We start from the raw sequence: 26,354 nt of genomic DNA, 5'->3' as shown, positions 1-26,354 counted from the left end.
GGTCTTCCCTTCATTTTATAGGTTAATAGCTGTAATGCTATTGGCCTTCGTATTGAGAGATTTTATCTACACGGCGACCGTGGCGTCCGCCTTCATATTCTGTCGTTAGCCATACTTTTGCAATTTCCAAAGCGAGACCTGGCCCGATGACACGTTCACCCATGGCAAGCACATTGCTGTCGTTATGCTGTCTTGTTGCTTTTGCACTGAACAGATCATGAACAAGCGCGCAGCGGATTCCTTTTACTTTGTTTGCCGCAATACTCATTCCGATACCCGTACCGCAGATTAAGATTCCGCGATCCGCTTCACCGTTGGCTACTTTTTCAGCTACAGGGATAGCATAGTCTGGGTAATCTACAGAAGTATCGCATTCACAGCCAACATCTTCTACTTCCATGCCCAGCTCTTCTATCATGGCGATGATTTCTTTTCTTAATTCAACTCCGGCGTGATCTGATCCAATTGCTACTTTCATGTTGTGTGCACCTGCTCTCTCATACTTTTTTCCATTATATTCTGTCCTTATCGCCTGTACAATGTCACTTCACGGCAATTTAGGACAGCCTTACTTAATTATGTCTTACTACTTCTTGCTATCGTCTTTTTTCATTAATTTTTCAATAAGTGCTTCAATCTCATCTCTCGTTTCCTGATAAAGGTGAAGAGGTCCGCCGAACGGATCGGTAATGTCTAGAGATGGAACAGCACTCTCCAGTTTCATTCGCCTTTCAACGAGTGGCCTTACTTCTCTCTCAAATGCCTGCCTTACTTCTTCATCCGCAGAATCCTTGGACATATATTGTAGCTTCAGCATCTCGATTTCTGTGTATAGCTCATAAATTTCTTCAATTCTCTTTTGATCTTCCTCATCGAGAACATATTCTTTTAATGTGTAGGTCTTATTCACTGCATCCGGCCATCGTCCGACAAGAGCGTGTTTGTGGCTTTCTGTCATCGTCAATATGAGGTCCGCCCATTCGATCAGATAATCGGATACGCCTTGTGACTGGTGGCTTTCTTTGATCTTTCTCTCTGAAAGGGCGTGTGAAGCATTTGAGCTCATCACCGCACCGTTCCCAGCGAATACGCCTGCAGACTTAACGTTGAATTTGCCTTTTCCTTTTTCACGTAAAATCGCCTCTGCCATCGGGCTGCGGCAAGTATTGCCTGTACAAATAAATAACACATTCATGGTGGATTCACCTCATATTCTATCTTTCCCCATTTTTATCTGGGATAACGTTATTCTATTAAGTATATCATCGGTTTATTGATAAAAAAAGAGAGACCGTTTATAAGGGTTTTATTAAAACGGAAACAGTATCTTCACACCAAAAGCGAGCAGGATACATCCGCCAAAGGCTTCACCATACGAACCGAGCCACTTTTGCACTTTCTTTCCCATAATCAATCCAGCCCATGTTAAGAGCATGCTCATCATACCGAACATTAGAATGGTGAGCCATGTTTTTGCACCATAGATTCCTAATGACAATCCTACAGAAAAGCTGTCTAAGGACGCACTAAGCGCAAAGACCAATAAACCGATACCGATCGGCTGTACGAACGGTTCGTCATCACTTGAAAATGAAGAACGAATCATCGTTACACCGAGTATGACGAGCAAAACTCCGCCAATGATCGCCGCAATATCACCAAAGTGGAGAGAGATTTGTTTTCCGATCGTCATTCCGGCAAGCGGCATCAGCATATGGAAAAGCCCGATCGTAATCCCTATTTTCATAATCTGCTTTAATCGAAGTGATAACATTCCCATGCCCAGGCCAATTGAAAAAGCGTCCATACCTAGCGCAACAGACATAAACAAAAGCGTCATCCATTCTCCCATCGTTGCCAACTAGTTCCCACTCCTTTAACCATCATACTTCCAACCTATGCATGTCTACTTTTAAAAAGACTAAAAAACATACAAGCCGTTGAAGGCCTGAAAAAATGAACTCTTTACCGCTATAGAGGAAGGGATAATGGGATTTATATCGTATATAAAAGGATATAACTCTGTACGTAAAGGAGAGGAACAAGGATGGTCCATAACGCATCGGCCATAACGGAAAAAGGAAAAGACATGTGGCGGTCGTCTCCCTTTCAGACCGGTTTATCTCGGCAAAAAAGCATGACTTTTCGATGTATGAAGCAGAATGAAGATCTTATTATGACCGAGAGCGAAGGCGAACTTTTTGACTTGTTTGGTCTCAAGCGGGAAAACGTATTACAAAAGAGAATAGAAGAAATCTTTCCGGAAGAAATGGTCGCTTTTAAAAAGGAAATGTACGAAAGAGCACTGAACGGAGAAAGTCTTACGTACGAAGCAGCGTTGAACGGCATTCCTTTTTGGCTGCGATTAGCCCTATTTATAATAAAGATGGTGCTGTTACCGAAGTGTATGGGTTCTGTGTGGATTTGAGCGAACGGGTATCCATCGAAACACAGCTGGCTGAAAGCGAACAACGCTTCCGTTCCTTGATGGATCACAACATCGATGCCTTATTTTCTCTGGATATGGACGGTAAGTTTACGACCGTTAACAAAGCATGTACTATTCTTACCGGATACAGTGAAACCGAACTGCTAAACATGACCTTTGATCCGTTCATGATGCCTGACCGAAAAGCGATTGCGATCGATCAATTTAACGACGCTTTAAAAGGTAAGTCAAAAATGCATGAAACACGGATTAGGCAAAAGAACGGCAGCATCCGCCAGATCACGTTCACGCTCACCCCGATCATCGTGTTAAACAAAGTGCTTGGTGTGTTCGGGATCGCAAAAGACGTAACCGCAAGACGAGAAGCAGTAAAAGAACTGCGAGAAACAAAGGACTTGCTTGAATCGGTCATCTATCATTCTAGTGATGCGATTTCAGTCGTTCATCTAACGAATTACTCTGTAAAAGTGAATCCAGCGTTTGAATTCAATTATGGATGGTCACAAGACGAACTCAGCAACCTGACTTCACACATACTGCCTGTTGTCCCTGCAGATAAAGCAGCTGAATCAGAGAGACTGATGACGATTGTTAAACATGGCGGCTATGTCAAAGGTGTTGAGACGATTCGCTTAACGAAATGCGGCAAACGTTTAAATGTAAGCCTTTCCTTAAGCCCGATTTATGGCGAAAACGGTGAAGTCGTCGCTCTTTCTGCCATCTCACGTGATATAACGGAAAAAAATTAAAGGAAAAAGCATTAAAAGAAAGCGAAGAAAAGTACCGGATCATCGCAGAGAATACGACGGATTTAGTAGGTGTTGTAGATTTAGAAGGAAACGTAAAATACGTCTCCCTTCTAACCGCCTGCTACTAGGCTTTGATCCGTCCCTATACGATGGCAAAAAGATTCAAGGCTTTTTCCATTCCGATGACAGACCAAAAGTAAGAATGGCCATCAATGAAATGGTTCAAACACAAAAGCCGGTGAAGTTTGAAGTACGTTGCAAACATGCCCACGGGCACTGGGTCACCCTTGAGGCCAATGCAACGCCGATCGCGAACGATACCGATCAGCCCGATTCTTGCGTTGTTGTCGCACGTGATCTGACCGAACGCAAAAAGACAGAAGAGATGCTCAGAAAGTCTGATAAATTGTCTGTACTTGGACAGCTTGCCGCTGGAGTTGCGCATGAGATCCGCAACCCGCTCACTTCGATTCGCGGTTTTTTACAGCTTCTTCAGTCGAGGGCTTCTGAAAACGAAGATTATTATGAGATCATGCTTTCCGAGATCGACCGAATCAACAGCATTGTTGGGGAGTTCATGCTACTCGCGAAACCCCAAGCGATGAACTTTACTCAAACGGATCTCCGTCAGTTGTTAAAACACGTTATCTCAATTCTTGATACGCAAGCCATATTAACAAATGTTCAGATCTATTTTGAGAGCGAACCCGATCTGCCTGAGATTTGGTGTGTCGATAATCAGATTAAGCAAGTGTTTGTGAACATGCTGAAAAATGCGATTGAAGCGATGCCTACGGGTGGTTCCGTACATATTCATCTTCAAAAACAAGGCAATAATGTGATGGCTTCCTTTATCGATCATGGGTGCGGCATTCCAGAAGAACGCCTGCCGACGCTTGGCGAACCTTTTTATACCACAAAAGAAAAAGGAACCGGCCTCGGCCTCATGATCTGTTATAAGATCGTAGAAAACCATCACGGTAAAATTCTAATCGACAGCAAGATTGACGAGGGCACAACCTTTTCAATCTTGCTTCCGATCCATACAAACAAGCCTGTGTCTTAAATGACGCAGGCTTTTTTTATGAGATAAGGTAGCGAAATTTGTCGAAAATCGGATAAATAATTTTATCTACGGATTTATGAGTGCTATACACGTATATATTTTGGATTACCTCGTAAATAAAATGAATTACCTCGTAAATAGCAACATCCTGGCCTAGCAGCTGCAGAAAAACCGCCTGACAAGACCCCGGAATTTGACAGATGTGAGGATTCTTGGCGGTTAGTTCGCAGAAAAGAAGTAAATTTACATAAAAAGGACCTTCTCCATGCATATACATTGGATCAGGTCCCTTCTATCTATTCTTTTACTATATGTCCACCAGCCGATTTTTCGAGACGATTCATAATTGCAACGCCGACTCCCGTTTTCGGAAAAACTTCCCCAAAAATCTGGTCAACTCCTGCTTCATTAAATGCTCTTAATGCTTCATATAGATGCTGTGCCACTGTTTCTGGGTTAGACCGCTTCCCCGCTGGAATGACACTGTCTGCTTTATAAAAATCCATTCTTTCTACGGTCGTAAGAATTCCAATTTTCCGTCCCGCGGTCCGCTCTTTATCCACAAGCTGCTGCAAGAACTCAGGACTTCCATCCACAAGAACGAACGGTGCATCCGGTGCATAGTGTGTATATTTCATACCTGGTGACTTTGGTGCATACTGCTCGTTCTCCAGACCAGGATCAACAACGACATGGCCCACTCCAGCTACTTTCTCTAGCTCTTCTAACGTGATTCCACCAGGTCTTAAGATCGTAACGAGATCATTCGTGCACTCTACAACTGTGGATTCAACGCCAACCCCTGTTGACCCTCCATCCACAATTCCAGGAATTCTTCCCTTTAGATCTTCATAAACGTGATCCGCAGTTGTTGGGCTCGGTTTACCAGATAGGTTGGCACTAGGTGCAGCAAGCGGAACACCTGAAGCTTCAATCACCGCAAGAGCAATCTCGTGGTCAGGCATACGGACTGCAACTGTGGATAACCCAGCTGTGACCTTTTCGCTTACTTCTTCTCCTTTTGGCAGCACGATCGTTAATGGGCCTGGCCAAAACCTGTCCATTAGTTTTTCAGCTGCGGCAGGTATAGAAGAAACAAGCCCCTTTAATTGCGATCGATCCGAAATATGGACGATGAGCGGATTATCACTCGGTCTTCCTTTCGCTTCAAAAATGCGTGAGATCGCCTCATCGCTTCTCGCATTTCCAGCAAGGCCGTAAACCGTTTCAGTTGGTATAGCTATCACTTCATTCTTATTTATCCACAAGGAAGCTTGAATAACATGTGGATGAGTTGTTAGTGATTGTTCTGTTTTATCCACAGCCCAGCGTTCCGTTTGGAATGATTTCATGAGTTAAATCCTTTCTACTACTCAGGCCAACCTTATCATTAAAAGGTGAACTGCAAAACTTTTATATCCACAGAGTTATACACAATTTGTCGTAAATTGTGGACAACTTGTTGACAAACGTCTAAGAATCCAATGCGTACGCTAAAAGTTCTGCTCCTGATGATGCATTATTTTTAACATGATCCGCACTTTCGATGTGAGGAGGCACTTTATCTTTCGGAATGATTTTAAAAGAAAGTGCTTCAAACATGTGCACGGCTTTTGTAAGTAAATAAAGAGTTTCGACTCCTTTATCTTTTGAGTATACCAAAATTTTATCAATGAGTTTAAGGAGAAGCGTTTCAGACGAATATTTCTGTTTCAGCACGAAAGATCGCAGCAAACCATCTTTGCCTATCCGTTCTAATCCTACTGTCCCAATGGTTTCGCCTGCATCATTCACAACAACGAGATAGTTTTCAATGCTGTCTTTAATTCCTTCTGACTGAAGTCCAGCTTTTCCAACGAGCTGCAACAAGTCTTTCGCCTCGTGTTGCATAGCCTGCCTTAAAATAATGGTCATAATTCTACTCCCCTATTCCTTATATGATTTCAGCCTCGTTTGGCTGTTTTTCACGCATATGTTATGAATCATTATTAAAAAAGAAGGCTAACCACCATCCGGTTACCCTCTTCATTTTCTATAATCTATGAAAATAGGGAGGAACTTATGCACATTTAAGAGAATAAGGAGCCCACTGCGCTAACAAGGCTATGAAATAGTTCTACTACAAAGAATTTAGTCTGGATTTCGTCCGTTTGATCCGTTTCTTCTGCTGAAGCTGTTTCCGTAACATCCGCTTTACTGTTTTTGTTTTCTTTTACAGCATCACCATTTTCAAAATCTAAGAAACATAATGGAGGAAAAAGAACACACCACCAGTTCTTCCCTTCGCCTTCTCCAAGTGTGATTAATACTGCTTCATATTGACCTGCCGGATAGATGAACTCGCCATACATTTTAGTAGGAAAAGCGACCTTGTTTAGTTCCACCGAAAACGTCTTTTCCAGTCCTGCTTCATCCAGCTTAGTTTGAACGATTTTTTCAATCGCTGGCAGCTGTTTACGAATGATCTCGCGTGCTTCTGAAATGGTGGATAGCTCGCCTACCCAAGTTGTGATCTGCGCGTTCACTTCGTCTCGAATCTCGCGCTTAAGCTTTTGATCAGCATCCGTGTTGCTGTTTGCTAGTATGCGAAGTCTGATCGACTCATCTGGTATCTTAACAGAGGCATTCATTGTTGCGTTTGCCACTTTTGTTTGAGTTTCAAAAAATAGGAACATCACCGCTAAAGAAATAAGAACAAGAATAAAGAAATGATTGCGTTTTTTCATCGTTTTTTCCTCCCCCGTCGTATCTAACCACAGTTTGGACACCACGCAAAAATTTCATACTAGTAATCTAGTAAAATTCGTTCTGTCTGATTCGACAAAAGAAAATCTCCTCACGATTCGTTACTTTAATTTAAATAATGTTAGCTTTTGGATTATTTTTTTGTCATCATTGACAAGTTGATTGGAGCGCAAGGTGCGAGACTCCTGCGGGACAAGCGGTCAGGTGAGACCCTTAAGGGCGCAAAGCGGCAAGGGGCTCACCGCCTGCCCGCGGAAAGCGAGCAACCTGGAGCGGAAATCAACCACTTTCAAGCATAAATCACAAGAAACATTTACCAACTTGCATAACACTTTCATTCATGTTAACTTAAATGTGTAAACGGTTACATATTTGGGAGGAGGCGAAAAATTGGTTACCATTCGTGATGTAGCAAAGAAGTCGGGCGTATCTGTTGCGACCGTATCACGTGTGCTGAATGAAACAGGTTATGTACATGACGATACACGCAAAAAAGTGATGGCTGCCGTTGCAGAGTTAAAGTACAGCCCTAATGAAGTAGCCCGTTCCCTTTTTAAAAAGAAATCAAAGCTGATCGGTTTACTGCTGCCAGACATAACGAACCCGTTCTTCCCACAGCTTGCAAGAGGTGTTGAAGACGAAATGCAAAAAGGCGGATACCGTTTATTGTTTGGAAACAGTGATGAAAACGCCGAAAAAGAGATGGATTACTTGAACACATTTATCCAAAACAATGTGGTCGGAATCATTTCAGCAACGAATAATAAAACGAAAAATAATTATAAAGACCTTTCTATTCCTGTTGTCTTTCTAGACCGTACATCGAATGATTATCCGTCGGTTTATGCGGACGGCAAAGAAGGCGGCAGAATAGCAGCAGAAGAAATCGTAAAAGAGGAAGCAAGCGGATCACGCTCTTAAAAGGTCCGGCGCACATCCAACCTGCTCAAGACCGTTTTCAAGGGGCGTTAGAAGCGTTAAGTCAGTCAACCGTTGATTTTCATGTGATAACTACGACTTCGTTTGCTTTTGAAGACGCAGAGAAATGGGCAAAGGAACTGTTTGCGACGTACCCTGATACAGATGGTGTGCTAGCGAGCAATGATATTGTGGCAACAGCCGTTTTACATGAAGCGCTTCGACTCGGAAGAACGATTCCAGAGGACCTGCAGATTATCGGTTTTGACGATATTCCGCAAAGCAGCTTGTTGTTCCCTTCCCTATCCACCATTCGCCAGCCAGCTTATGAAATGGGAAAAGAAGCGGCACAACTGCTAGTGAAAATCATCAACAAAGAAAAAATTGAACAACAGCATATTCAGATGCCTGTTACGTTTATAGATCGAAACACAACAAGAAAGGTTGATACAAATGGTTAAAATTGTGGTCATTGGGAGTTCTTCAATGGATTTAGTCGTTACATCGGATAAGCGACCTGGAGCGGGAGAAACGGTTTTAGGATCATCATTTAAAACCGTACCCGGAGGAAAAGGAGCGAACCAGGCGGTCGCAGCCGCTCGTCTAGGCGCAGCCGTATCCATGATCGGATGTGTAGGCGATGATCATTATGGAGCTAGCATCTTAGAGAACTTCAAACAAAACGGTGTTGATGTAACCAGTGTGGAACCGGTTACAGAAACAGAGAGCGGTACGGCTCATATCATCTTAGCTGAAGGTGACAACAGCATCGTGGTTGTAAAAGGCGCAAATGATCTTGTGACACCCCACTATGTGAAAGAGTCACTGGACCTTATACAACAAGCGGATATGGTGCTCATTCAGCAAGAGATTCCAGAAGAAACGGTTGAATACGTTAGTGAAATTTGTACAGAACAAGGTGTTTCATTGCTGCTGAACCCTGCACCTGCTCGCCCGCTTTCACAAAATGTGATAGACAAAGCGAGCTACATCACACCAAATGAACATGAAGCGGCGATATTGTTTAATGGTTTATCGACAGAAGAGGCATTAAAGCAATATCCAAACAAAGTTTTTATTACAGAGGGTAAAGATGGGGTTCGATATCATGATGGTGAAAAAGAGGTGCTCGTTCCCTCTTATTCAGTTGAAGCTGTCGACACTACAGGTGCAGGTGATACATTTAACGCCGCACTAGCTGTGGCTTTAGCGGAGGGCAAAAGCATCAGCGACAGCCTTCGATTCGCTAACCGAGCGGCTTCCCTATCGGTCACGAAGTTTGGCGCACAAGGCGGAATGCCGCTTCGAAAAGAAGTGGAGGAAACATTATGAAACGACACGGAATGTTAAACAGTCATATCTCAAAAGTGTTAAGTGACCTTGGTCATACCGATCTTATCGTGATTGCTGATGCTGGACTTCCGATTCCAAGTGATGTGCCTCGAATCGATCTTGCTTTAACGCTCGGTGTCCCGAGTTTTGCAGATGTCGTTCAAGCTGTAAATAACGATATGGTTGTTGAAAAAGTGATTTTAGCGAATGAAATTCAAAAAAACAACGAAAAAACTCAAGAATTCATGAAGAAAACTTTTTCAAATACAGAGATTGATTTTATATCGCATGAAGATTTCAAAGAAAAAACAAAGCATGCAAAAGTGGTGATTCGCACAGGTGAAGTCACACCGTACGCAAACTGTATTTTACAAGCAGGTGTAATCTTCTAGAAAGAGGTGATTGTCATGCATATTCAAATGAAAGATATCTATAAGGCATTTGGTGCCAACCAAGTATTAACCGGTGTTCACTTTGATCTGCAAGAAGGCGAAGTTCATGCCTTAATGGGGGAAAACGGCGCAGGAAAATCAACGATGATGAACATTCTGACCGGCCTTCACAAACGGGATTCTGGAACAATAGTAATTGATGGCGAAGAACGCTATTTTGATAATCCGAAGAAAGCTGAACAGCAAGGGATTGCGTTTATTCACCAAGAGCTGAACGTATGGCCTGACATGACGGTGCTCGATAACCTTTTTATCGGAAAAGAATTACGATCACCGTTCGGCCTTTTAAAATCAAAAGAAATGAAAGCGCTGGCAAAAAAGCAATTTGAAAAGCTGGCGGTAACGATCCCGCTCGATAAAGAAGCCGGTCTCTGCTCAGTCGGTGAGCAGCAAATGATTGAAATCGCAAAAGCTCTCATGACAAATGCAAAAGTGATCATTATGGACGAGCCTACTGCAGCCCTTACAGAGCGTGAGATAGAAAAGTTATTTAACGTGATCAACGCACTTCGGAAAGAAGGCGTGTCGATTGTTTATATCTCTCACCGAATGGAAGAGATCTTCGCAATTTGTGACCGCATCACGGTGATGCGCGACGGTAAAACGGTAGATACGAAAACGGTCTCAGAAACCAACTTTGATGAAGTCGTTCGTAAAATGGTAGGCCGTGAACTGACAGATCGTTATCCAGAGCGCAATCCGAACATTGGTCAGACCGTTTTAGAAGTTAAGAATGCCACGAGACAAGGTGTTTTTGATGATGTGAATTTTTCGGTAAAATCTGGTGAAATTGTTGGAGTTGCCGGACTGATGGGAGCTGGTCGAACAGAGATCATGCGAGCGTTGTTCGGCCTCGATAAGCTGGACTCCGGAGAGATTTGGATCAACGGTCAGAAAGTGTCGATCAAAAGCCCGTTTGAGGCGGTGAAACGCGGAATCGGTTTTATTACAGAAGACCGGAAAAATGAAGGACTGGTTCTGGATTTCTCCATTCGTGAAAATATGGCGCTGCCGAACTTAACCAGTTTTTCGAAAAATGGAGTCATCGATTATAAAACAGAAACAGACTTTGTAGAAATGCTGATCAAACGTCTGCGGATTAAAACCGAATCTGGTGAAACCTCCGCGAAAAACTTATCAGGTGGTAACCAGCAAAAAGTCGTTATCGCCAAATGGGTTGGGATCGGACCAAGGGTATTAATTTTGGACGAACCGACAAGAGGTGTTGATGTTGGTGCAAAACGTGAAATCTATCAACTGATGAATGAGCTTACCGATCGCGGTGTAGCCATTATCATGGTTTCGTCCGAACTGCCAGAAGTTCTTGGTATGAGCGACCGTATCCTGGTCGTTCACGAAGGCAAAGTCAATGGTGAGCTTCCTAAGAATGAAGCCACGCAAGAAAAGATTATGACATATGCAACGGGAGGACAGTAATATGAAAACAACACCCGCAAAAGTGAATCATGTAGATAATATCACGCAGAAGCTTGGACCATTCTTAGGCTTAATCATCCTTGTCGTTATTGTATCGGTCCTGAATCCAAGTTTCCTAGAACCACTAAACTTATTAAACTTGCTTCGCCAAGTGGCGATTAATGCACTTATTGCGTTCGGTATGACATTCGTTATTTTAACAGGCGGTATCGACTTATCCGTCGGTGCGATTCTAGCGCTTTCCAGTGCGTTAATGGCTGGTATGATCGTATCCGGAATGGATCCGATGCTCGCCATCTTGATTGGATGTTTGCTTGGAGCTGTGATGGGCGCAATTAACGGTCTGTTGATCACAAAAGGTAAAATGGCTCCTTTTATCGCAACACTTGCAACTATGACGATTTTCCGTGGATTAACTTTAGTTTATACAGACGGCAACCCAATTACAGGTCTTGGTGAGAACTATTTATTCCAACTGTTCGGACGAGGTTATTTCTTAGGTATTCCAGTCCCAGCGATCACGATGATTCTTTCTTTCGCATTATTTTGGGTGATCCTTCACAAAACACCGTTCGGACGTAAAACATACGCGATCGGCGGAAACGAGAAAGCGGCTATCATTTCAGGTATTAAAGTTACAAAAGTAAAAGTGATGATCTATTCTCTAGCTGGACTTCTTGCGGCATTAGCCGGTGCGATTTTAACATCTCGTTTGAACTCTGCACAGCCAACTGCCGGAACGTCTTATGAGTTAGATGCGATCGCTGCGGTCGTTCTAGGCGGGACAAGCCTATCAGGCGGACGCGGTTTGATTGTCGGAACATTGATTGGTGCCTTGATTATTGGAACGCTGAACAACGGTCTGAACTTGCTAGGCGTATCTTCATTCTTCCAAATGGTCGTAAAAGGTGTCGTTATCCTGATCGCCGTATTAATTGATCGTAAAAAAGCAGCATAGGAGGGTTCAAAAGATGAAAAAAGCTTTATTAATTATGATGTCTCTGTCCGTTTTCTTATTAGGTGCTTGTTCTTTAGAGCCCCCTTCATGGGCGAAGCCAGCCAAAAAAGGAGACGGAGAAAAGATTAAGATCGGTTTATCCGTTTCGACGCTTAACAATCCGTTCTTCGTTTCAATGAAAAATGGTGTTATCGATGAAGCGAAAAAACAAGGTGCTGAAGTGGTTGTCGTGGATGCACAAAATGACTCTGCTAAACAAGTAAACGATGTTGAAGATCTATTACAGCAAGGAATTGATGCCCTATTAATCAACCCTACAGATTCAGCAGCAATCTCAACTGCTGTTCAATCAGCAAACAACATCGGCGTTCCGGTTGTTACGCTCGACCGTTCAACGGATAAAGGAGATGTAGCAACACTCGTTGCCTCTGATAACGTAAAAGGCGGCCAAATTGCAGGTGATTTTATAGTGAAGCAGCTTGGTGAAGGGGCAAAAGTCGCTGAGTTAGAAGGTGTACCAGGAGCATCCGCGACGCGTGAACGCGGAAAAGGATTTCATAACGTGGCAGATCAGAAGCTAGATGTCGCTGCCAAACAATCAGCTGACTTTGACCGAACAAAAGGATTAAACGTTATGGAGAACGTCCTTCAAGGAAATCCAGACATCAAAGCAGTCTTCGCTCATAACGATGAGATGGCACTAGGTGCTTTGCAAGCGATCAACAGCTCAGGTCGCGATGTGTTAGTCGTTGGGTTTGACGGAAATGATGATGCGGTGAATGCTGTAAAAGAAGGCAAACTAGCAGCAACGGTCGCTCAACAGCCTGTGCTGATCGGTGAACTCGCTGTAAAAGCAGCGTCAGACGTACTAGCTGGAAAGAAAGTAGAAAAGAAGATTGCCGCACCGCTTAAGTTGATGGTGAAGGAATAAGATGAGGAAGTAATAAAAATCGAAAAAAAGAAGAGGCCGAGTCGGCCTCTTCTTTTTTGATTTGAATTGTGTGTAAATTGTTTGGGGTCTGACCCGGGGTCAGACCCCATTTCCCACATTATTTCCCAAGCAGCGCAAAAACCATACGATCTTTGCCGCTGATATCTTCTTTTACATAAACTTCAGCACTAGGGAAGGTTTCACGCAGCATATCCGCAACCGTCTCACCCTGCCCTGCTCCAACTTCAAAGCCAACAATCGCCTTTTCTTTCAGAACGAGCGGAAGCTCCTCCATAAACCTTCTGTAAAACACATAGCCGTCTTCCCCGCCGCTTAATGCTCTCATCGGCTCTCGATCTTTTACGATGGTTTCGAGGACTGCTATCTCATGATCCGGAATATAAGGTGGGTTTGAAACGACTACATCCAGTTTCTTGCCTCGTTCAATAAAAGGCTGCAGCAGGTCGCCGTGCAGGAAAGTAACTTTTGCACCGAGCCGGTCGGCATTCCCCTTCGCTACCTCTATTGACTCCTGAGCAATATCAACCGTATACACGTCCAATCGCTCGTTTTCAAGCGCTAAGGATATCGAGATCGCACCGCTTCCTGTACCAATATCTGCAACAGATACGGGCTCATCATCATCAAAATGTTCAGATATTAGCGTCAGCATATGCTCGACCAATTCTTCCGTTTCAGGGCGTGGAATCAATACTTCTTCGTTCACAGAAAACGTTCGGCCATAGAACTCTTCCTTGCCCGTAATGTACTGAACGGGTTCCCCTTCAACATGGCGCTCGACTGCAGTCTTAAGTTCAGCATGAACATCTTCATCCATCACATCGTGTAGTCGCATCAGCATTTCCGTCCGGTTCACATCGCCCAATACATGCCTCATCAAAATTTCTGCCGCAAACCCTTCACGTCCGTTTTCAGCTAAAAAAGAAGAAGCCCACGCGAGGGCTTCATGAACTTTTGTACTCATTTTACGCGTCCGCCTGAGCTTTCATCTTGCTTGTTTGGTCTTCTGTAATGAGTGCTTCAACGAACTCATCCATCTTACCAAGAAGGATCTGATCAAGCTTTTGAATCGTTAAGCCGATACGGTGATCGGTAACACGGTTTTGCGGGAAGTTGTACGTACGAATACGCTCTGAACGGTCACCTGATCCTACCGCACTCTTACGTGTCTCATCGTACTCTTTTTGTATTTCTCGTTGAATCTTATCATAAACACGCGCACGAAGAACCTTCATCGCTTTTTCTTTGTTCTTGATCTGTGATTTCTCATCCTGACACGATACAACCGTACCTGTAGGAACATGTGTTAAACGAACCGCTGATTGAGTCGTGTTTACAGACTGACCCCCAGGACCAGAAGATGTAAACGTATCAACACGAACGTCTTTTTCGTGAATCTCAACTTCAACTTCCTCAGCCTCTGGAAGTACAGCAACCGTCGCTGTAGACGTATGGATACGTCCGCCTGATTCTGTTGAAGGGACACGCTGAACACGGTGTGCGCCGTTTTCATATTTAAGCTTCGAATAAGCCCCAGCACCATTGATCATAAAGATGATCTCTTTGTATCCGCCAAGTTCTGTGTATGAAGCTTCGATTACTTCGGACTTCCATCCTTGCATCTCTGCATAGCGTGTGTACATACGGTAAAGGTCGCCTGCAAAAAGAGCTGCCTCGTCTCCACCTGCTGCACCACGAACCTCGACGATAACGTTCTTGTCGTCGTTCGGATCTTTTGGAAGCAATAGAATCTTTAACTGAGCGGTAAACTCTTCGATCTGTTGGTTAAGACCAGAGATCTCTTCTTTTACCATCGCAGTCATTTCAGCATCAAGCTTATCTTCGAGCATCATTTTAGCTTCATCCAATTGCTCTTTCGCTTCTTTAAACTCACGATAAACCGCTACCGTTTCTTGAAGGGAAGATTGCTCTTTTGAATAATCGCGCAGCTTGTTCGTATCATTTATAACCTCAGGGTCACTGAGTAATTCATTTAACTTGTCATATCTTGCTTCAATCGTCTCTAAACGTTCTAACATGGTTTTTCACCTCTGTTTTATATGCATAACAGTATAATTATAGTATAGAGACTCCTTACAGTCAAAAGCAAAAAGTAATGGAAACCAATAAAGAAAACTTGGCTGACGCCAAGCCTTTCAAGTCAGATTTAGTTGAACTTATACTATCGTCTTAAACTTGTTGCTACGTCGAAAATCATCTTGGAAACAAGTTATAGTTTCTGATAGTACAAAAAAGCCAACACATTCCCTTGGATCTGGGGAAGTGTCAGCTCTATTTTAGTTAACGAGTTGCCGCATACACATCAATGACACCTTTTCCATAATAGAAAGAGTCACCAAGCGGTTTCGCTGTATTGACGAGCTTTTGGCGAACTTGAACGTTTGTTAGTCCAGGGTTGCCAGCCATAATAAGTGCCGCCGCCCCAGCCACGTGTGGTGAAGCCATTGACGTCCCGTTGTAGCTCGCATACTGGTTGCCTGGCACAGAACTTAAAATACTAACACCCGGTGCCATCACTTCAAGTTCAGTACCAACGCTCGAAAACGAAGCGCGCGCATTGTTAGAGTCAACCGCTCCAACAGCCATTACTGAAGCATACTTCGCAGGATAGCCGATCGTGTTTCTCTTCCCTTTGTTCCTGAGTTTCCGGCTGCGGCTACCACCAGCACACCAGAGTTATATGCATTATCACAAGCTTGCTGAAGCGCTGTTGAACCAGAGCTACCACCTAAGCTCATGTTGATCACATCCATATTGTTAGCAACAGCCCACTCAATTCCTTGAATGATGCCGCTGTATGTTCCGCTTCCAGTACTGTCTAAAACTTTTACCGCATATAGGTCAGCTGAATAAGCTACACCAAGAACACCTGTCGTGTTATTAAGTGCTGCTACTGTACCTGCAACGTGTGTGCCATGGCCATCACCATCAGCTAATGCATTTGGCTCACTTGGTACAAAGCTAGCACCGCCACGTACGTTTAAATCTTGATGACTTGCATCAATTCCCGTATCTAAAATCGCTACTTTAACACCTGATCCTGTGTTTCCAGTCGCATGAACTTGATTTGCTTTAATATGTGTAATTCCCCAAGGCGTAGATTGAGCCGTTTTATACGCGATTCTGTCTTCTTCTACATAAGAAACATTCGGGTTCTTCTTTAAAGCTTCAGCTGCCGCTTCTGGCATTGAAACAAGCATCGTATCCATAAACTTATACTGATGCTTAACCTGTCCACCCATTTTTTTGATGTTATTTACTTGAGCTGTTTGAATATCTGATTTAAAACCAACGAGGAAGTTTTTCGGTCCTTTTTCAACCGTTGCTGCTGATGCAGAGAAATGGAGATTTCCTACCAATAAGGATAGGACAAACAACAAACTGAGAATAGCACTAAACGTGCGTAATACAGTTTTTTTCATTTCTTTTCCCCCAATCATGATTTTATAACAATCAAACCATGTGCTCTTGGTGGTCAGGTCCCGGGCCCGCTATGTATAATTCAGAATTGTTTGACTATTACCGATTAATTGTACCATGAATGACGATATCAAAAATTGGGAAAATGATGTTCTATACAATGAAATAAAGCACCTAAAAAAAGAACCATTTTCCCAAATGATTCCTTTTAGACAAGGTGTTATAATAAAAGTTTTAAGTTCTTTTTAATAAAGATTGTCTCATCGATTCAGCCAATTCTTTCACTTCAATCAAACGCTGAATTTTTTCGGGGTCTTTTTCAAATCCATACTTGATCTGATTGGTTTCTGTTACAGAAATCCCAGCGGAGTGTTTTTCGATTCGCACCATCTCATCACATGCTGTAACTATTCCTTCTTGTAAAACACGAAGGTAATATCCGGTACGGCCTGTGTTTACAACCTTTTTGATCATATCAGGACGGCAAAGAATGGATGCTAATGTATTACATGGTTGGCGAGGCTGTGTAATTTGCACGACTGCTCTGCCCATTTGAAAAACATCACCAATACACACATCGTCTTCTGTAAACCCTATAGGTGTAATGTTTTCTCCGAATGCTGGAATCGTAAGCGGGTTTTCCAGCTTTAGCTCAGCGTTCCACTTTTCATAATGCTCGAACGGATACACACAAACTGCTTGATCCAGTCCCCCATGATGAACTCTATCTCCAACACCGTCTCCCTCAAAATGCGTTTTATGTAAAAAGACCGGCTGTTGCTGCGGAATTTTATTGTACGCTGTGAAAAAAGTCTTGCTCGATGTCGCTACTTGTTCAGGAAGCTTTATGTTTAACGAAGCTACTTTTCCCTTCATTCCCCTCACCTCACAAAAAGCATAGCACAGGACAAAAGGAAATTAATAGGAAAAAATATTCCGACGTAATTGCTCATAATCGATACGCTCTTGGTTCATTCGAATCGCTTTCGTTAACTCCTCTATGACTACTTTTTCATTCGTAATCACATTGAACACATAAGGAATCGTCGCAAAATGACCAAGAAAGTGTGTACACCCTACATAACGGGGATTATCCGTCTGATGCTCATGTTTATATTTAATAATAAAATTCCCCATACCTTCATAAACAGGGTCTAATGGTTTTTGTTCCAATTTTTTTAACAGTGTATGAATCGGTTGAACCGGTGCATTCCAGTCCGTTCCGTTCGATTTAATTTCTAGCACAGTCCACCACCTCTTTCTACTATCATAGTTCGTTTTAAGTCCATACTTCTTGTTGGTCAAAAGCGAGAGAGTTGTGTCATCATACACGTAAAGTTACTTTTTTAAGACAATGGGAATACTATATTGTTAGAGAGATGTAAGGAGCTGATCAGATGAAATATTGCATTATTGGAGGAGACGCAGCTGGCATGAGTGCCGCGATGCAGATTGTCAGGAACACAGAAAACGCAGATATAACCGTTCTTGAAAAAGGCGGGATCTACTCCTATGGACAATGCGGACTTCCTTATGTCGTAGGCGGGCTCATCCCTTCTACCGAAAAACTTATCGCTCGCAGTATTGAGACGTTCCGTGAAAAATACGGAATGGACGCACGTACGTTTCACGAAGTAAATGCGGTGAACACGGTATCCAAAACGGTCTCTGGCATACATACGAAAACAGGGAAACCGTTCGAAGTGGAATATGATAAGCTATTGGTTGCCACAGGTGTGCGGCCGATTATCCCGAAACAATGGATGGGGGTTCATCTAAAAGGCATCTATCCGCTCAAAACGATTCCTGACGCTGAGGAACTAATGGCTGGATTAAAAGATGTGCAAAACGTGACGATTATCGGTGGCGGCTACATCGGTCTCGAAATGGCCGAAAACGTGCTCAGACTCGGTAAAAGTGTACGAATCATCCAGCGCAGCAATCAGCTTGGCAGTATCTTTGATGAAGATTTCGCTCCATTCATTCATGAAGAAGCTGAGAAACATGGCATCGAACTTTGCTTAGAGGAAGAAGTGCTCGGTTTTAAAGGCGATGATCACGTCCAATTTGTGAAAACAGCCAAAAAAGATTATCCAACAGACCTAGTGATTGTTTCTGTAGGTGTGACACCGAACACAGACTTTTTGAAAAATACGAATGTGGCTCTAAACGAGCAGGGAGTTATCGTTGTGAATGAGCGTATGGAAACGAATGTGGATGGCGTTTATGCGGCTGGTGATTGCGCAACCCATTATCACCGTGTAAAAAAACTCAATGACCATATCCCGCTTGGAACGACCGCTAATAAGCAAGGCCGGATCGCAGGACTGAACATGGCCGGTGTTGAGAAGCATTTTAAAGGAATTGTAGGATCCTCCATTATTCAATTTATGGACTTAACACTCGGAAAAACAGGATTATCGAACAAAGAAGCAGAAAAACTCAACATTCCATTTGATGAGATTAAGATTACAACGAAAAGTCATGCTGGATATTATCCTGATCCAAAAAAATTAGAAGTAAAATTAACCTATCATAAAGAAACGAAGAAGCTATTAGGTGGTCAAATTATCGGAGAAGAAGGCGTGGATAAACGAATCGATGTTTTAGCGACAGCTCTCTATCATGAGATGGACGTCGAGGAGCTGGCGGATTTAGATTTATCATACGCCCCGCCTTACAACGGTTCATGGGATCCGATTCAGCAGGCCGCGAGAAGACTTGGGAAATAAAATGGGAAATGGGGTCTGACCCCATTTCCCGTTTTATTTCCCACTAATGGTCTATTTTTAGAGAGAAATTATATCGAGGAACTGCACGTTCAACGGCATTCATAATTTTACGATGTGTTGCAGCACGTTCCTTTTTGGACATATCATGCGGCACATTGACATGAATGTGAGCATAATTCCCGTTAATGGTTACCATTTGCGGGTTAATACCAGACGCATCCACAACAGCTTGACGAATCATATCCTGATCATCAGACAAATCGAAACGTGTTGAATTCATTGTCCGATAATCACTTGGATTCATGTTCGTGTCAAAACTATAACTGTTACGTGGCTCATTTTTCGTTAGGTGGTAATTTATAATTCCATGACCAAACAGGTTATCCCGAACATCCCGTTTATCTTCATGAGCTGCAGGCTCAATTTTTGCGCCTTCTTCTTTAAAAGACTGCATAGGTGAACATGCTGTTGTTACCAATAGCGCAAAAAGCGGTGCATAAATTGCCTTTTTCACTATAAACACCTCCCATATCGTTAGGATTTCCTGATTGGGAGGTGTTTATGTTGTTTGGTGAGCAGTTTCGCTAGGTGAAACTGGACCTTTTTGAAGTTAAAGGTAGTGTGCACAAGTTAATTCAAGAAAATAGATGGATAATCCGGCGAGAATTTGAAGTAATACGGCGAGTTTTAGCCATAATACGGCGAATTTTAACGTTATATAAGCGAGTTGACAAAATACAGCAAAACTCGACACGCCTTTTTATTTCAACCAACCAAAAAAGCCCAAAAGCACATAGCTTTCAGACTTAATCAATTATTTCAACCGACCTTCTAAGCTCTCTGCGCCTGAAAGGAGGTTTCTTTTCTTTCCTGGTACTTCGTGACAATGGCGGCAGCGCGGTTCGTATGACTCGGATGCGCCTACTAAGATCACGGGATCATCGTAAGAAGCGGGTCTGCCGTCGATTAAACGCTGTGTACGGCTAGCAGGAGAGCCACAAACCATGCAGATCGCCTGAAGCTTTGTCACATGTTCAGCAAGGGCCATCATCTTTGGAACAGGTCCAAACGGCTCGCCTTTAAAGTCTTGGTCAAGTCCAGCAACAATGACGCGCAGTCCTTGATCCGCAAGCTCTTGAGCAACCGGAATGATATCTTCATCAAAGAATTGCACTTCATCGATCGCAACTACTTCTGTTTCAGGTAAAACATTTTTTAAAATCTCAACAGATCGTCCAACAGGCTCAGCCATTACAGCTGTCCCGTTATGAGATACAACTGACTCCTCGCTGTAGCGGTTATCAATCAGCGGCTTAAACACCTGTACTTTTTGCTTGGCATACGTTGCCCTTCTTACACGGCGAATGAGTTCTTCTGACTTTCCAGAGAACATGCTGCCGCAAATCAATTCGATCCAGCCATTTTGTTTCATTACATACATGGCCTGCTCCCCTTTCGCAACAATCTTTCCCTTAGTATGTACGATTTTGCTTCTGTTTTCTCATACTTAATCGTTCGGTATAGGAGTGCTTTACTCCTTTTAAGGCGTATAAAAAACCCGGTCCATCAATACAGTTACCGAGTCTGAAAATGTTTGTTTATATAAAAGAAAAAAGGGCAAGAAAGACTCCTGCCCTTTTACTTGCAACAAATTACTTAAGGTTGTATTTCTTCTTAAAGCGGTCAACACGTCCACCAACATCAGAGAACTTCTGACGTCCTGTGTAGAACGGGTGAGTGTCAGAACTAACATCCACTTTAATTACTGGATATTCGTTACCGTCTTCCCATTTCATTGTCTCGCTTGAAGACAAAGTTGAACCTGAAAGGAAGCTAAATCCGCTTTGAGCGTCAACAAAGATAACCTTTTTATAATTCGGATGAATTCCTTGTTTCATTCTAATTCCACTCCTTCTGCCCTGTTTCCTATGCGGAGACAGAGTTATAAACACATAAAAATAGTATAACAGGGACAAAACCCATTTGCAACCATACTTTTTCGTTAGTTGGTTACGGGTTTAGCTCTTTTTGGCGTTCCCTTTTTTCACTCTCAAACAGCTCGAAAAACTCTTCGTTGTTTTCTGTTTTGCGCATGCGCTTCATAAACTTATCTACGAAATCGAACGAGTCATCCATCGTCTTACGAATCGACCAAAGTGCCTCAAGATGATCTTTTGCGATAAGCATCTCTTCTTTTCTCGTTCCAGAACGGCGAATGTCGATCGCAGGGAAAATACGGCGCTCAGCCAGCTTGCGGTCTAAGTGAAGCTCCATGTTTCCTGTTCCTTTGAACTCCTCGTAGATGACATCATCCATACGGGAACCTGTATCAACAAGAGCAGTCGCTAAAATCGTTAAGCTACCACCTTCTTCGATGTTACGAGCAGCACCGAAGAAACGCTTCGGACGGTGGAACGCTGCCGGGTCGATACCACCAGATAGTGTACGGCCGCTTGGCGGAATCACCAAGTTGTATGCACGAGCTAGACGCGTAATGCTATCCAACAAGATCACAACATCTTTTTTATGCTCAACGAGTCGCATCGCACGTTCTAACACAAGCTCTGCTACTTTAATATGATTTTCTGGTACTTCATCAAACGTGGAACTTACAACGTCTCCTTTTACAGAACGCTCGATATCCGTTACTTCCTCAGGACGCTCATCGATAAGTAAAACGATCAGTTCCACTTGCGGGTTGTTCGTCGTTACACTGTGTGCGATTTCCTTCAGCAAGCTCGTCTTACCTGCTTTTGGAGGAGCGACGATCAAACCACGCTGACCAAATCCAACAGGAGCCATCATATCGATGATTCGTGTTGAAATATTGTTGCCCGTTGTCTCCATGACCATTTTCTTTTCCGGATAAAGAGCTGTTAGTGCAGGGAAATGCACGCGTTCTTTTGCCGTTTCAGGATCTTCACCATTAACCGCGTTAACCTGTAAAAGTCCGTAATAACGCTCGTTTTCTTTCGGCGGACGAACTTTCCCTGAAACTTTATCTCCGTTTCTTAGATCAAATCTGCGGATCTGTGATGCAGAAATGTAGATATCTTGAGAACTCGGTGAATAGTTGATCGGACGCAAGAAGCCGAATCCTTCGTTCGGAATGATCTCCAATACCCCTTCCATGAATGAATAACCATCAAGTTCTGCCTGTGCCTTTAAAATTGAAAACATTAATTCACGTTTTGTTAATTTACCGTAATATTGAATATTAAATTGTTTGGCAAGCTCATAAAGCTCTTTTAACTTCTTTGTCTCTAATGTTGCTAAATCTATCCCCATAGTGACACCACGCTTTTCTATTAATAACTAACTTTATTTATGTTTTTTGAAATGGGATTTTTTGTGTTGGTTTGGTTTTGTAAAATTAGGTTTTGGTAATGGAAGGAGTTCCTTTTGAAAGTAAGGGTTTAGTGGGTATGAAGAAAATGTTACGAACAAAATGAATCATACTTCTTATTTTAACCACAAATTCGGTCTTTAATCAAGCCGCAGAAACTCGAGTAAACAAGCCCATCTAACGTGAATTTACAATACATCTCAACCTTTTGCAACTGTATTTGAGATGAATTCATGTAATTGTAACGGAAAGACCGGACGCATTGTCCGGCCTCACTCGTTACTTATGGTTTGATCACAAGGTCTGGTTTTTTCTTCAAACTATGTCTTCCATCGATAAATCTTACCGTTCCTGATTTTGCACGCATAACTACAGATTGTGTTGTTCCTGTTGATCCGTCAAAACGAACACCTTTTAACAGTTCACCGTCTGTTACACCTGTTGCCGCAAAATTGCATCGTCGCCTTTTACTAAGTCGTCCATGTACAAGACGCGGTTCACATCATCAATACCCATACGTTTGCAGCGTTCTAATTCTTCGTCGTTTTGAGGAAGAAGCTTTCCTTGAAGCTCTCCGCCTAGGCATTTTAATGCTACGGCTGCAATTACTCCCTCTGGAGCTCCGCCTGAACCGAATAAGATATCAACACCAGTATCATCAAACGCTGTATTGATCGCTGCTGCTACGTCACCGTCTGAAATCAGCTTAATACGGGCACCCGCTTCACGGATGTCTTGGATAATCTGCTGATGACGAGGGCGATCTAAAATAACCGCTACTAAGTCCTCGATGTTTTTGTTCTTCGCTTCTGCTACCGCTTTTAAGTTATCAATAACGGGTGCATTGATATCAACTTTTCCAACGCTCTCACGTCCAACTGCAATCTTGTCCATGTACATATCTGGCGCGTGCAGCAGGTTGCCATGGTCAGCAATCGCTAAAACAGCAAGTGCGTTCCATGTACCTGAAGCTACGATATTTGTACCCTCTAACGGATCGACTGCCACGTCTACTCGCGGACCATAGCCTGTCCCAAGCTTTTCACCGATATAAAGCATAGGCGCTTCATCCATTTCGCCTTCACCAATCACAACCGTTCCTTTCATCGGAACCGTATCAAAAACATTTCGCATAGCGGTTGTCGCTGCATCATCCGCTTCTTCTTTCTTTCCTCGACCCATCCAGCGTGCTGATGCAAGAGCTGCCGCTTCGGTTACACGAACTAGCTCCATTGATAAACTTCTCTCCATGTGTGTTCCCTCCCCAAGTTTAAAAACGCTTACATTTTTATCCTGAAGAAAAATCACCGGGTAAAGGTGATTTCTCGTTTTTGTTTATGAATTCTTAAGCTCTTCCATCTCTTCGGCACCCATGCTCTCGCGCCACACTTTAGCACCAAGTCCTTTTAACTTGTCTACTAAAGATTCATAGCCGCGGTCAATATGCTCCAGGCCAGAGATCTCGGTTACGCCTTCTGCCATTAGCCCGGCAACAACAAGCGCTGCTCCTGCACGAAGGTCAGAAGCTTTTACTTTTGCGCCTTCAAGCTTTGCTGGCCCATTTATTATAGCAGAACGTCCTTCAACTTTCACATTCGCTCCCATACGGCGAAGTTCGTCGATGTGTTTAAATCGCGCACTGTAGATCGTATCGGTTACAATGCTTGTTCCTTCTGAGCTTGTTAAAAGCGAAGTGAACGGCTGCTGAAGATCCGTCGGAAACCCTGGGTATACGAGTGTCTTAATGTCAACGCTCTTTAAAGGGTCTTTTCCGCGATAAACGAGCACTTGATCATCTTTTGTTTCGATGAAGACACCCATTTCTCTTAATTTGGCAATGAGAGACTCTAAGTGTAAAGGAATAACATTATCAAGTAATACTTGCTGACCCATTGAAGCTGCTAAGATCATGTACGTTCCTGCTTCGATACGGTCAGGAATAATCGAATGACGGCAGCCGTGCATCTTATCAACACCGTCGATACGAATGACGTCTGTTCCTGCCCCTTAATCTTTGCACCCATGCTGGTTAAAAGCGTGGCAACATCAATGATTTCAGGTTCTTTAGCCGCGTTCTCAATGATCGTTTGCCCTTTTGCTCTTACTGCTGCAAGCATAATATTGATGGTCGCTCCAACACTTACAACGTCCAAGTAGATTCGTGCTCCAACAAGCTCGTCCGCACGAAGATAGATTGCACCTTGCTCGTTCGTTACTTTTGCGCCGAGTGCTTCAAAACCTTTAATGTGCTGATCGATCGGGCGAGGACCTAAGTTACATCCTCCAGGCAACCCGATTACAGCTTTTTTAAAACGGCCGAGCATCGCACCCATCAAGTAGTAAGAGGCACGAAGCTTTTTCACTTTTCCGTTTGGCAGCGGCATCGCAATCATTTTTTCAGGGTTAACCGTTAGAGTCTGATTCTCATCCAGGTAAGCTTCCCTCCGATTTCCTCTAACAGATCACGCAGAATACGAACGTCTGATATGTTAGGTAAACCATCAATGGTAACGGTAGATTCTGCTAGTATCGTAGCGGGAATTAATGCCACCGCACTATTCTTTGCTCCGCTTATATGGACCGTTCCTTCGAGAGGATAGCCCCTTCAATCATCAGTTTTTCCATGGTAAACTCCTTTCAGTAAGAGTCACAAAAGTTGTGATTGCATTACCAGTTTCAATAGTTTTATTATTTACCAAAATTTTCTTTTCATGTATAAAAAATTGTGCACTTCTTTGTTGCTTTTGAAGTGGATGATTTCCGTTACAGGTGCTCGCTTTCCGCGGGGCAGGCGGTGAGCCACATTCGTACGTTTCACTCTTAAGTGTCTCACCTGCCCACCTGTCCCGCAGGAGTCTCGCACCTTCCACTTCAATCAACTAGTCAGTGAAGATAATACAAAATTAAAATCAAAAACTTTTATTAGGGAAAGAAAATTACTTTTTATTCGCAGCGTCCCAGTCAGCTAGGAATTTTTCAATCCCTTGATCAGTCAATGGATGCTTCACTAGTCCTTTGATTACGTTTGGCGGAATCGTTGCGATGTGCGCTCCTCGTAATGCTGCTTCTGTTACGTGAACAGGGTGGCGGATGGATGCTGCAATAATCTCAGTTGGAATTTCATGGATCGCAAAAATTTGCGCCACTTGTGAGATTAGTTCAAGCCCATCTTGACCGATATCATCTAAGCGGCCTAAGAACGGTGAAACATATGTTGCACCAGCACGGGCAGCAAGCAATGCTTGGTTCGCATTAAAAATAAGCGTTACGTTTGTTTTAATGTTTTCATCAGAAAACGTCTTAACTGCTTTAAGTCCATCCAGCGTCATTGGAACTTTTACTGTGATGTTTGGTGCGATCTTCGCTAACTCACGGCCTTCTGTAACCATTTCTTCATAAGAAGTTCCGATCACCTCAGCACTAACAGAACCCGGTACTAGACTTGTGATTTCCTTTAAACGCTCGTGAAAATCAACGCCTTTTTCTTTAGCAACTAAAGACGGGTTTGTTGTTACTCCAGATAAAATGCCCAGGTCATAGGCTTCTTTAATATCATCAATGTTGGCAGTATCGATAAAGAATTTCAAAAATAATCACTCCTGTTTGTTGAGTTTTTCTATCTTTTATATTCTTTTATAACATGTGCGTCTTCATACACGAAGAGATTACGCTTACAAATTTTAAGAAATCACTTCATTAGACGGCTGAAAAGCTTGCCAAGTTTCACACTCTTATAGTGTAAATGAAACCGCCTATGATGTATAGGCGGTTTCAAAG

Annotated in this window: 26 protein-coding genes and 5 pseudogenes; 12 read left to right on the top strand and 19 right to left on the bottom strand. The window is 43.1% G+C overall.

Annotated elements, in window-relative coordinates; translation table 11 throughout:
* Positions 1 to 37 precede the first annotated feature (37 nt).
* The 3 genes from rpiB to ACEWFH_RS03025 all read right to left on the bottom strand — a co-directional run bounded on the left by rpiB (position 38) and on the right by ACEWFH_RS03025 (position 1,852).
* Entirely contained in the window at positions 38 to 478 is a 441-nt protein-coding gene (rpiB, locus tag ACEWFH_RS03035) for a ribose 5-phosphate isomerase B (RefSeq protein ID WP_473726049.1), read from the bottom strand.
* Positions 479 to 586: 108 nt separating this feature from the next.
* On the bottom strand, positions 587 to 1,195 hold the full coding sequence (locus ACEWFH_RS03030) for a low molecular weight protein arginine phosphatase (RefSeq protein WP_473726048.1): 609 nt from the start codon (positions 1,193 to 1,195) through the stop codon (positions 587 to 589).
* Positions 1,196 to 1,309: 114 nt separating this feature from the next.
* Complete coding sequence (locus ACEWFH_RS03025; RefSeq protein ID WP_473727194.1) at positions 1,310 to 1,852, bottom strand: manganese efflux pump MntP; 543 nt, start codon at positions 1,850 to 1,852, stop codon at positions 1,310 to 1,312.
* 195 nt (positions 1,853 to 2,047) lie between these two features.
* On the opposite strand from ACEWFH_RS03025, the gene ACEWFH_RS03020 reads away from it, so the two are divergent.
* The 4 genes and pseudogenes from ACEWFH_RS03020 (at position 2,048) to ACEWFH_RS03005 (ending at position 4,264) form a co-directional block, all read left to right on the top strand.
* Complete coding sequence (locus tag ACEWFH_RS03020) at positions 2,048 to 2,428, top strand: hypothetical protein (protein ID WP_473726047.1); 381 nt, start codon at positions 2,048 to 2,050, stop codon at positions 2,426 to 2,428.
* On the top strand, positions 2,356 to 3,198 hold the full coding sequence (locus ACEWFH_RS03015; RefSeq protein WP_473726046.1) for a PAS domain S-box protein: 843 nt from the start codon (positions 2,356 to 2,358) through the stop codon (positions 3,196 to 3,198). Before ACEWFH_RS03020 ends, ACEWFH_RS03015 begins: the two co-directional genes overlap by 73 nt.
* A 26-nt stretch (positions 3,199 to 3,224) precedes the next feature.
* Positions 3,225 to 3,326 (top strand): annotated as a pseudogene (locus ACEWFH_RS03010) (hypothetical protein); the annotation flags it as partial.
* Positions 3,296 to 4,264 (top strand): PAS domain-containing sensor histidine kinase, encoded by a 969-nt coding sequence (locus ACEWFH_RS03005; RefSeq protein WP_473727193.1) that lies wholly within the window; start codon positions 3,296 to 3,298, stop codon positions 4,262 to 4,264. The pseudogene ACEWFH_RS03010 and the gene ACEWFH_RS03005, both read left to right, overlap by 31 nt.
* Before the next feature lie 296 nt (positions 4,265 to 4,560).
* Here the strand turns inward: ACEWFH_RS03005 and ACEWFH_RS03000 are convergent, their stop codons facing one another.
* The 3 genes from ACEWFH_RS03000 to spoIIR all read right to left on the bottom strand — a co-directional run bounded on the left by ACEWFH_RS03000 (position 4,561) and on the right by spoIIR (position 6,990).
* Entirely contained in the window at positions 4,561 to 5,616 is a 1,056-nt protein-coding gene (locus ACEWFH_RS03000; RefSeq protein ID WP_473726045.1) for an L-threonylcarbamoyladenylate synthase, read from the bottom strand.
* A 121-nt stretch (positions 5,617 to 5,737) separates the two neighbouring features.
* Positions 5,738 to 6,178, bottom strand: a complete 441-nt coding sequence (locus ACEWFH_RS02995) for a GNAT family N-acetyltransferase (RefSeq protein WP_473726044.1) — start codon at positions 6,176 to 6,178, stop codon at positions 5,738 to 5,740.
* Positions 6,179 to 6,333: 155 nt separating this feature from the next.
* Positions 6,334 to 6,990, bottom strand: coding sequence for a stage II sporulation protein R (spoIIR, locus tag ACEWFH_RS02990; RefSeq protein WP_473726043.1), 657 nt, complete (start codon positions 6,988 to 6,990; stop codon positions 6,334 to 6,336).
* Between the two features lie 193 nt (positions 6,991 to 7,183).
* Between spoIIR and ACEWFH_RS02985 the strand changes: the two genes are divergently transcribed.
* The 7 genes and pseudogenes from ACEWFH_RS02985 to rbsB all read left to right on the top strand — a co-directional run bounded on the left by ACEWFH_RS02985 (position 7,184) and on the right by rbsB (position 13,037).
* On the top strand, positions 7,184 to 7,369 hold the full coding sequence (locus ACEWFH_RS02985; RefSeq protein WP_473726042.1) for a hypothetical protein: 186 nt from the start codon (positions 7,184 to 7,186) through the stop codon (positions 7,367 to 7,369).
* A 30-nt stretch (positions 7,370 to 7,399) separates the two neighbouring features.
* Positions 7,400 to 8,388: pseudogene (locus tag ACEWFH_RS02980) on the top strand (LacI family DNA-binding transcriptional regulator).
* Complete coding sequence (gene rbsK, locus ACEWFH_RS02975) at positions 8,381 to 9,259, top strand: ribokinase (protein WP_473726041.1); 879 nt, start codon at positions 8,381 to 8,383, stop codon at positions 9,257 to 9,259. The pseudogene ACEWFH_RS02980 and the gene rbsK overlap by 8 nt, the downstream one beginning before the upstream one ends.
* Positions 9,256 to 9,651, top strand: a complete 396-nt coding sequence (gene rbsD / locus ACEWFH_RS02970) for a D-ribose pyranase (RefSeq protein WP_473726040.1) — start codon at positions 9,256 to 9,258, stop codon at positions 9,649 to 9,651. Before rbsK ends, rbsD begins: the two co-directional genes overlap by 4 nt.
* A gap of 15 nt (positions 9,652 to 9,666) precedes the next feature.
* On the top strand, positions 9,667 to 11,148 hold the full coding sequence (locus ACEWFH_RS02965) for a sugar ABC transporter ATP-binding protein (protein WP_473726039.1): 1,482 nt from the start codon (positions 9,667 to 9,669) through the stop codon (positions 11,146 to 11,148).
* Position 11,149: 1 nt separating this feature from the next.
* Positions 11,150 to 12,106, top strand: coding sequence for a ribose ABC transporter permease RbsC (gene rbsC, locus ACEWFH_RS02960; protein ID WP_473726038.1), 957 nt, complete (start codon positions 11,150 to 11,152; stop codon positions 12,104 to 12,106).
* A 13-nt stretch (positions 12,107 to 12,119) separates the two neighbouring features.
* The gene (gene rbsB, locus ACEWFH_RS02955; protein WP_473726037.1) at positions 12,120 to 13,037 is read left to right on the top strand and encodes a ribose ABC transporter substrate-binding protein RbsB; all 918 of its coding nucleotides are present in this window, start codon (positions 12,120 to 12,122) and stop codon (positions 13,035 to 13,037) included.
* 118 nt (positions 13,038 to 13,155) lie between these two features.
* On the opposite strand, the gene prmC is transcribed toward rbsB, so the two are convergent.
* The 5 genes and pseudogenes from prmC to ACEWFH_RS02930 all read right to left on the bottom strand — a co-directional run bounded on the left by prmC (position 13,156) and on the right by ACEWFH_RS02930 (position 17,744).
* Positions 13,156 to 14,022, bottom strand: coding sequence for a peptide chain release factor N(5)-glutamine methyltransferase (prmC, locus tag ACEWFH_RS02950; protein WP_473726036.1), 867 nt, complete (start codon positions 14,020 to 14,022; stop codon positions 13,156 to 13,158).
* Between the two features lies 1 nt (position 14,023).
* Complete coding sequence (gene prfA, locus ACEWFH_RS02945) at positions 14,024 to 15,097, bottom strand: peptide chain release factor 1 (RefSeq protein WP_198768691.1); 1,074 nt, start codon at positions 15,095 to 15,097, stop codon at positions 14,024 to 14,026.
* A 262-nt stretch (positions 15,098 to 15,359) separates the two neighbouring features.
* A pseudogene (locus tag ACEWFH_RS02940) lies at positions 15,360 to 16,321 on the bottom strand (S8 family peptidase).
* Between the two features lie 412 nt (positions 16,322 to 16,733).
* Positions 16,734 to 17,375 carry an MOSC domain-containing protein gene (locus ACEWFH_RS02935; protein WP_473726035.1) on the bottom strand — a complete coding sequence of 214 codons (642 nt, stop codon included), beginning with the start codon at positions 17,373 to 17,375 and terminating at the stop codon, positions 16,734 to 16,736.
* A gap of 42 nt (positions 17,376 to 17,417) precedes the next feature.
* Positions 17,418 to 17,744: a hypothetical protein gene (locus tag ACEWFH_RS02930; RefSeq protein WP_473726034.1), complete on the bottom strand. Its 327-nt coding sequence runs from the start codon at positions 17,742 to 17,744 to the stop codon at positions 17,418 to 17,420.
* A gap of 152 nt (positions 17,745 to 17,896) precedes the next feature.
* Between ACEWFH_RS02930 and ACEWFH_RS02925 the strand changes: the two genes are divergently transcribed.
* Positions 17,897 to 19,231 (top strand): FAD-dependent oxidoreductase, encoded by a 1,335-nt coding sequence (locus tag ACEWFH_RS02925; protein WP_473726033.1) that lies wholly within the window; start codon positions 17,897 to 17,899, stop codon positions 19,229 to 19,231.
* Positions 19,232 to 19,274: 43 nt separating this feature from the next.
* Here ACEWFH_RS02925 and ACEWFH_RS02920 read toward each other — a convergent pair whose 3' ends face one another.
* The 8 genes and pseudogenes from ACEWFH_RS02920 to fsa all read right to left on the bottom strand — a co-directional run bounded on the left by ACEWFH_RS02920 (position 19,275) and on the right by fsa (position 26,164).
* Positions 19,275 to 19,745 carry a hypothetical protein gene (locus ACEWFH_RS02920; RefSeq protein WP_473726032.1) on the bottom strand — a complete coding sequence of 157 codons (471 nt, stop codon included), beginning with the start codon at positions 19,743 to 19,745 and terminating at the stop codon, positions 19,275 to 19,277.
* A gap of 300 nt (positions 19,746 to 20,045) precedes the next feature.
* On the bottom strand, positions 20,046 to 20,672 hold the full coding sequence (locus ACEWFH_RS02915; protein WP_473726031.1) for a thymidine kinase: 627 nt from the start codon (positions 20,670 to 20,672) through the stop codon (positions 20,046 to 20,048).
* A 211-nt stretch (positions 20,673 to 20,883) separates the two neighbouring features.
* The gene (locus tag ACEWFH_RS02910) at positions 20,884 to 21,129 is read right to left on the bottom strand and encodes a type B 50S ribosomal protein L31 (RefSeq protein ID WP_066399025.1); all 246 of its coding nucleotides are present in this window, start codon (positions 21,127 to 21,129) and stop codon (positions 20,884 to 20,886) included.
* A 112-nt stretch (positions 21,130 to 21,241) separates the two neighbouring features.
* Positions 21,242 to 22,519 (bottom strand): transcription termination factor Rho, encoded by a 1,278-nt coding sequence (gene rho, locus ACEWFH_RS02905; RefSeq protein WP_473726030.1) that lies wholly within the window; start codon positions 22,517 to 22,519, stop codon positions 21,242 to 21,244.
* Positions 22,520 to 22,959: 440 nt separating this feature from the next.
* Positions 22,960 to 23,810: pseudogene (gene glpX / locus ACEWFH_RS02900) on the bottom strand (class II fructose-bisphosphatase); the annotation flags it as partial.
* Positions 23,811 to 23,912: 102 nt separating this feature from the next.
* A pseudogene (locus tag ACEWFH_RS02895) lies at positions 23,913 to 25,202 on the bottom strand (UDP-N-acetylglucosamine 1-carboxyvinyltransferase).
* A gap of 67 nt (positions 25,203 to 25,269) precedes the next feature.
* Positions 25,270 to 25,440: a hypothetical protein gene (locus tag ACEWFH_RS02890; protein WP_473726029.1), complete on the bottom strand. Its 171-nt coding sequence runs from the start codon at positions 25,438 to 25,440 to the stop codon at positions 25,270 to 25,272.
* Positions 25,441 to 25,513: 73 nt separating this feature from the next.
* Positions 25,514 to 26,164: a fructose-6-phosphate aldolase gene (gene fsa / locus ACEWFH_RS02885; protein WP_473726028.1), complete on the bottom strand. Its 651-nt coding sequence runs from the start codon at positions 26,162 to 26,164 to the stop codon at positions 25,514 to 25,516.
* Between the last annotated feature and the right edge of the window lie 190 nt (positions 26,165 to 26,354).

The sequence above is a fragment of the Fictibacillus sp. EA-CB0309 genome, assembly GCF_055814265.1.
The sequence above is the reverse complement of the archived record's forward strand: the minus strand, read 5'-3'. Positions and strand labels throughout refer to the sequence as shown.

Coding starts and splice junctions, on each gene's coding strand:
- ACEWFH_RS02935 (WP_473726035.1), bottom strand. CDS start 17,375: ATGAAGGGAAAAGTAGCTTCGTTAAACATAAAGCTTCCTGAACAAGTA.
- prmC (WP_473726036.1), bottom strand. CDS start 14,022: ATGAGTACAAAAGTTCATGAAGCCCTCGCGTGGGCTTCTTCTTTTTTA.
- rpiB (WP_473726049.1), bottom strand. CDS start 478: ATGAAAGTAGCAATTGGATCAGATCACGCCGGAGTTGAATTAAGAAAA.
- ACEWFH_RS02925 (WP_473726033.1), top strand. CDS start 17,897: ATGAAATATTGCATTATTGGAGGAGACGCAGCTGGCATGAGTGCCGCG.
- ACEWFH_RS03025 (WP_473727194.1), bottom strand. CDS start 1,852: ATGGGAGAATGGATGACGCTTTTGTTTATGTCTGTTGCGCTAGGTATG.
- prfA (WP_198768691.1), bottom strand. CDS start 15,097: ATGTTAGAACGTTTAGAGACGATTGAAGCAAGATATGACAAGTTAAAT.
- ACEWFH_RS02995 (WP_473726044.1), bottom strand. CDS start 6,178: ATGACCATTATTTTAAGGCAGGCTATGCAACACGAGGCGAAAGACTTG.
- ACEWFH_RS02910 (WP_066399025.1), bottom strand. CDS start 21,129: ATGAAACAAGGAATTCATCCGAATTATAAAAAGGTTATCTTTGTTGAC.
- rbsK (WP_473726041.1), top strand. CDS start 8,381: ATGGTTAAAATTGTGGTCATTGGGAGTTCTTCAATGGATTTAGTCGTT.
- rho (WP_473726030.1), bottom strand. CDS start 22,519: ATGGGGATAGATTTAGCAACATTAGAGACAAAGAAGTTAAAAGAGCTT.
- ACEWFH_RS02915 (WP_473726031.1), bottom strand. CDS start 20,672: ATGTATGTAATGAAACAAAATGGCTGGATCGAATTGATTTGCGGCAGC.
- spoIIR (WP_473726043.1), bottom strand. CDS start 6,990: ATGAAAAAACGCAATCATTTCTTTATTCTTGTTCTTATTTCTTTAGCG.
- rbsB (WP_473726037.1), top strand. CDS start 12,120: ATGAAAAAAGCTTTATTAATTATGATGTCTCTGTCCGTTTTCTTATTA.
- ACEWFH_RS03000 (WP_473726045.1), bottom strand. CDS start 5,616: ATGAAATCATTCCAAACGGAACGCTGGGCTGTGGATAAAACAGAACAA.
- rbsC (WP_473726038.1), top strand. CDS start 11,150: ATGAAAACAACACCCGCAAAAGTGAATCATGTAGATAATATCACGCAG.
- ACEWFH_RS03020 (WP_473726047.1), top strand. CDS start 2,048: ATGGTCCATAACGCATCGGCCATAACGGAAAAAGGAAAAGACATGTGG.
- rbsD (WP_473726040.1), top strand. CDS start 9,256: ATGAAACGACACGGAATGTTAAACAGTCATATCTCAAAAGTGTTAAGT.
- ACEWFH_RS03030 (WP_473726048.1), bottom strand. CDS start 1,195: ATGAATGTGTTATTTATTTGTACAGGCAATACTTGCCGCAGCCCGATG.
- ACEWFH_RS02965 (WP_473726039.1), top strand. CDS start 9,667: ATGCATATTCAAATGAAAGATATCTATAAGGCATTTGGTGCCAACCAA.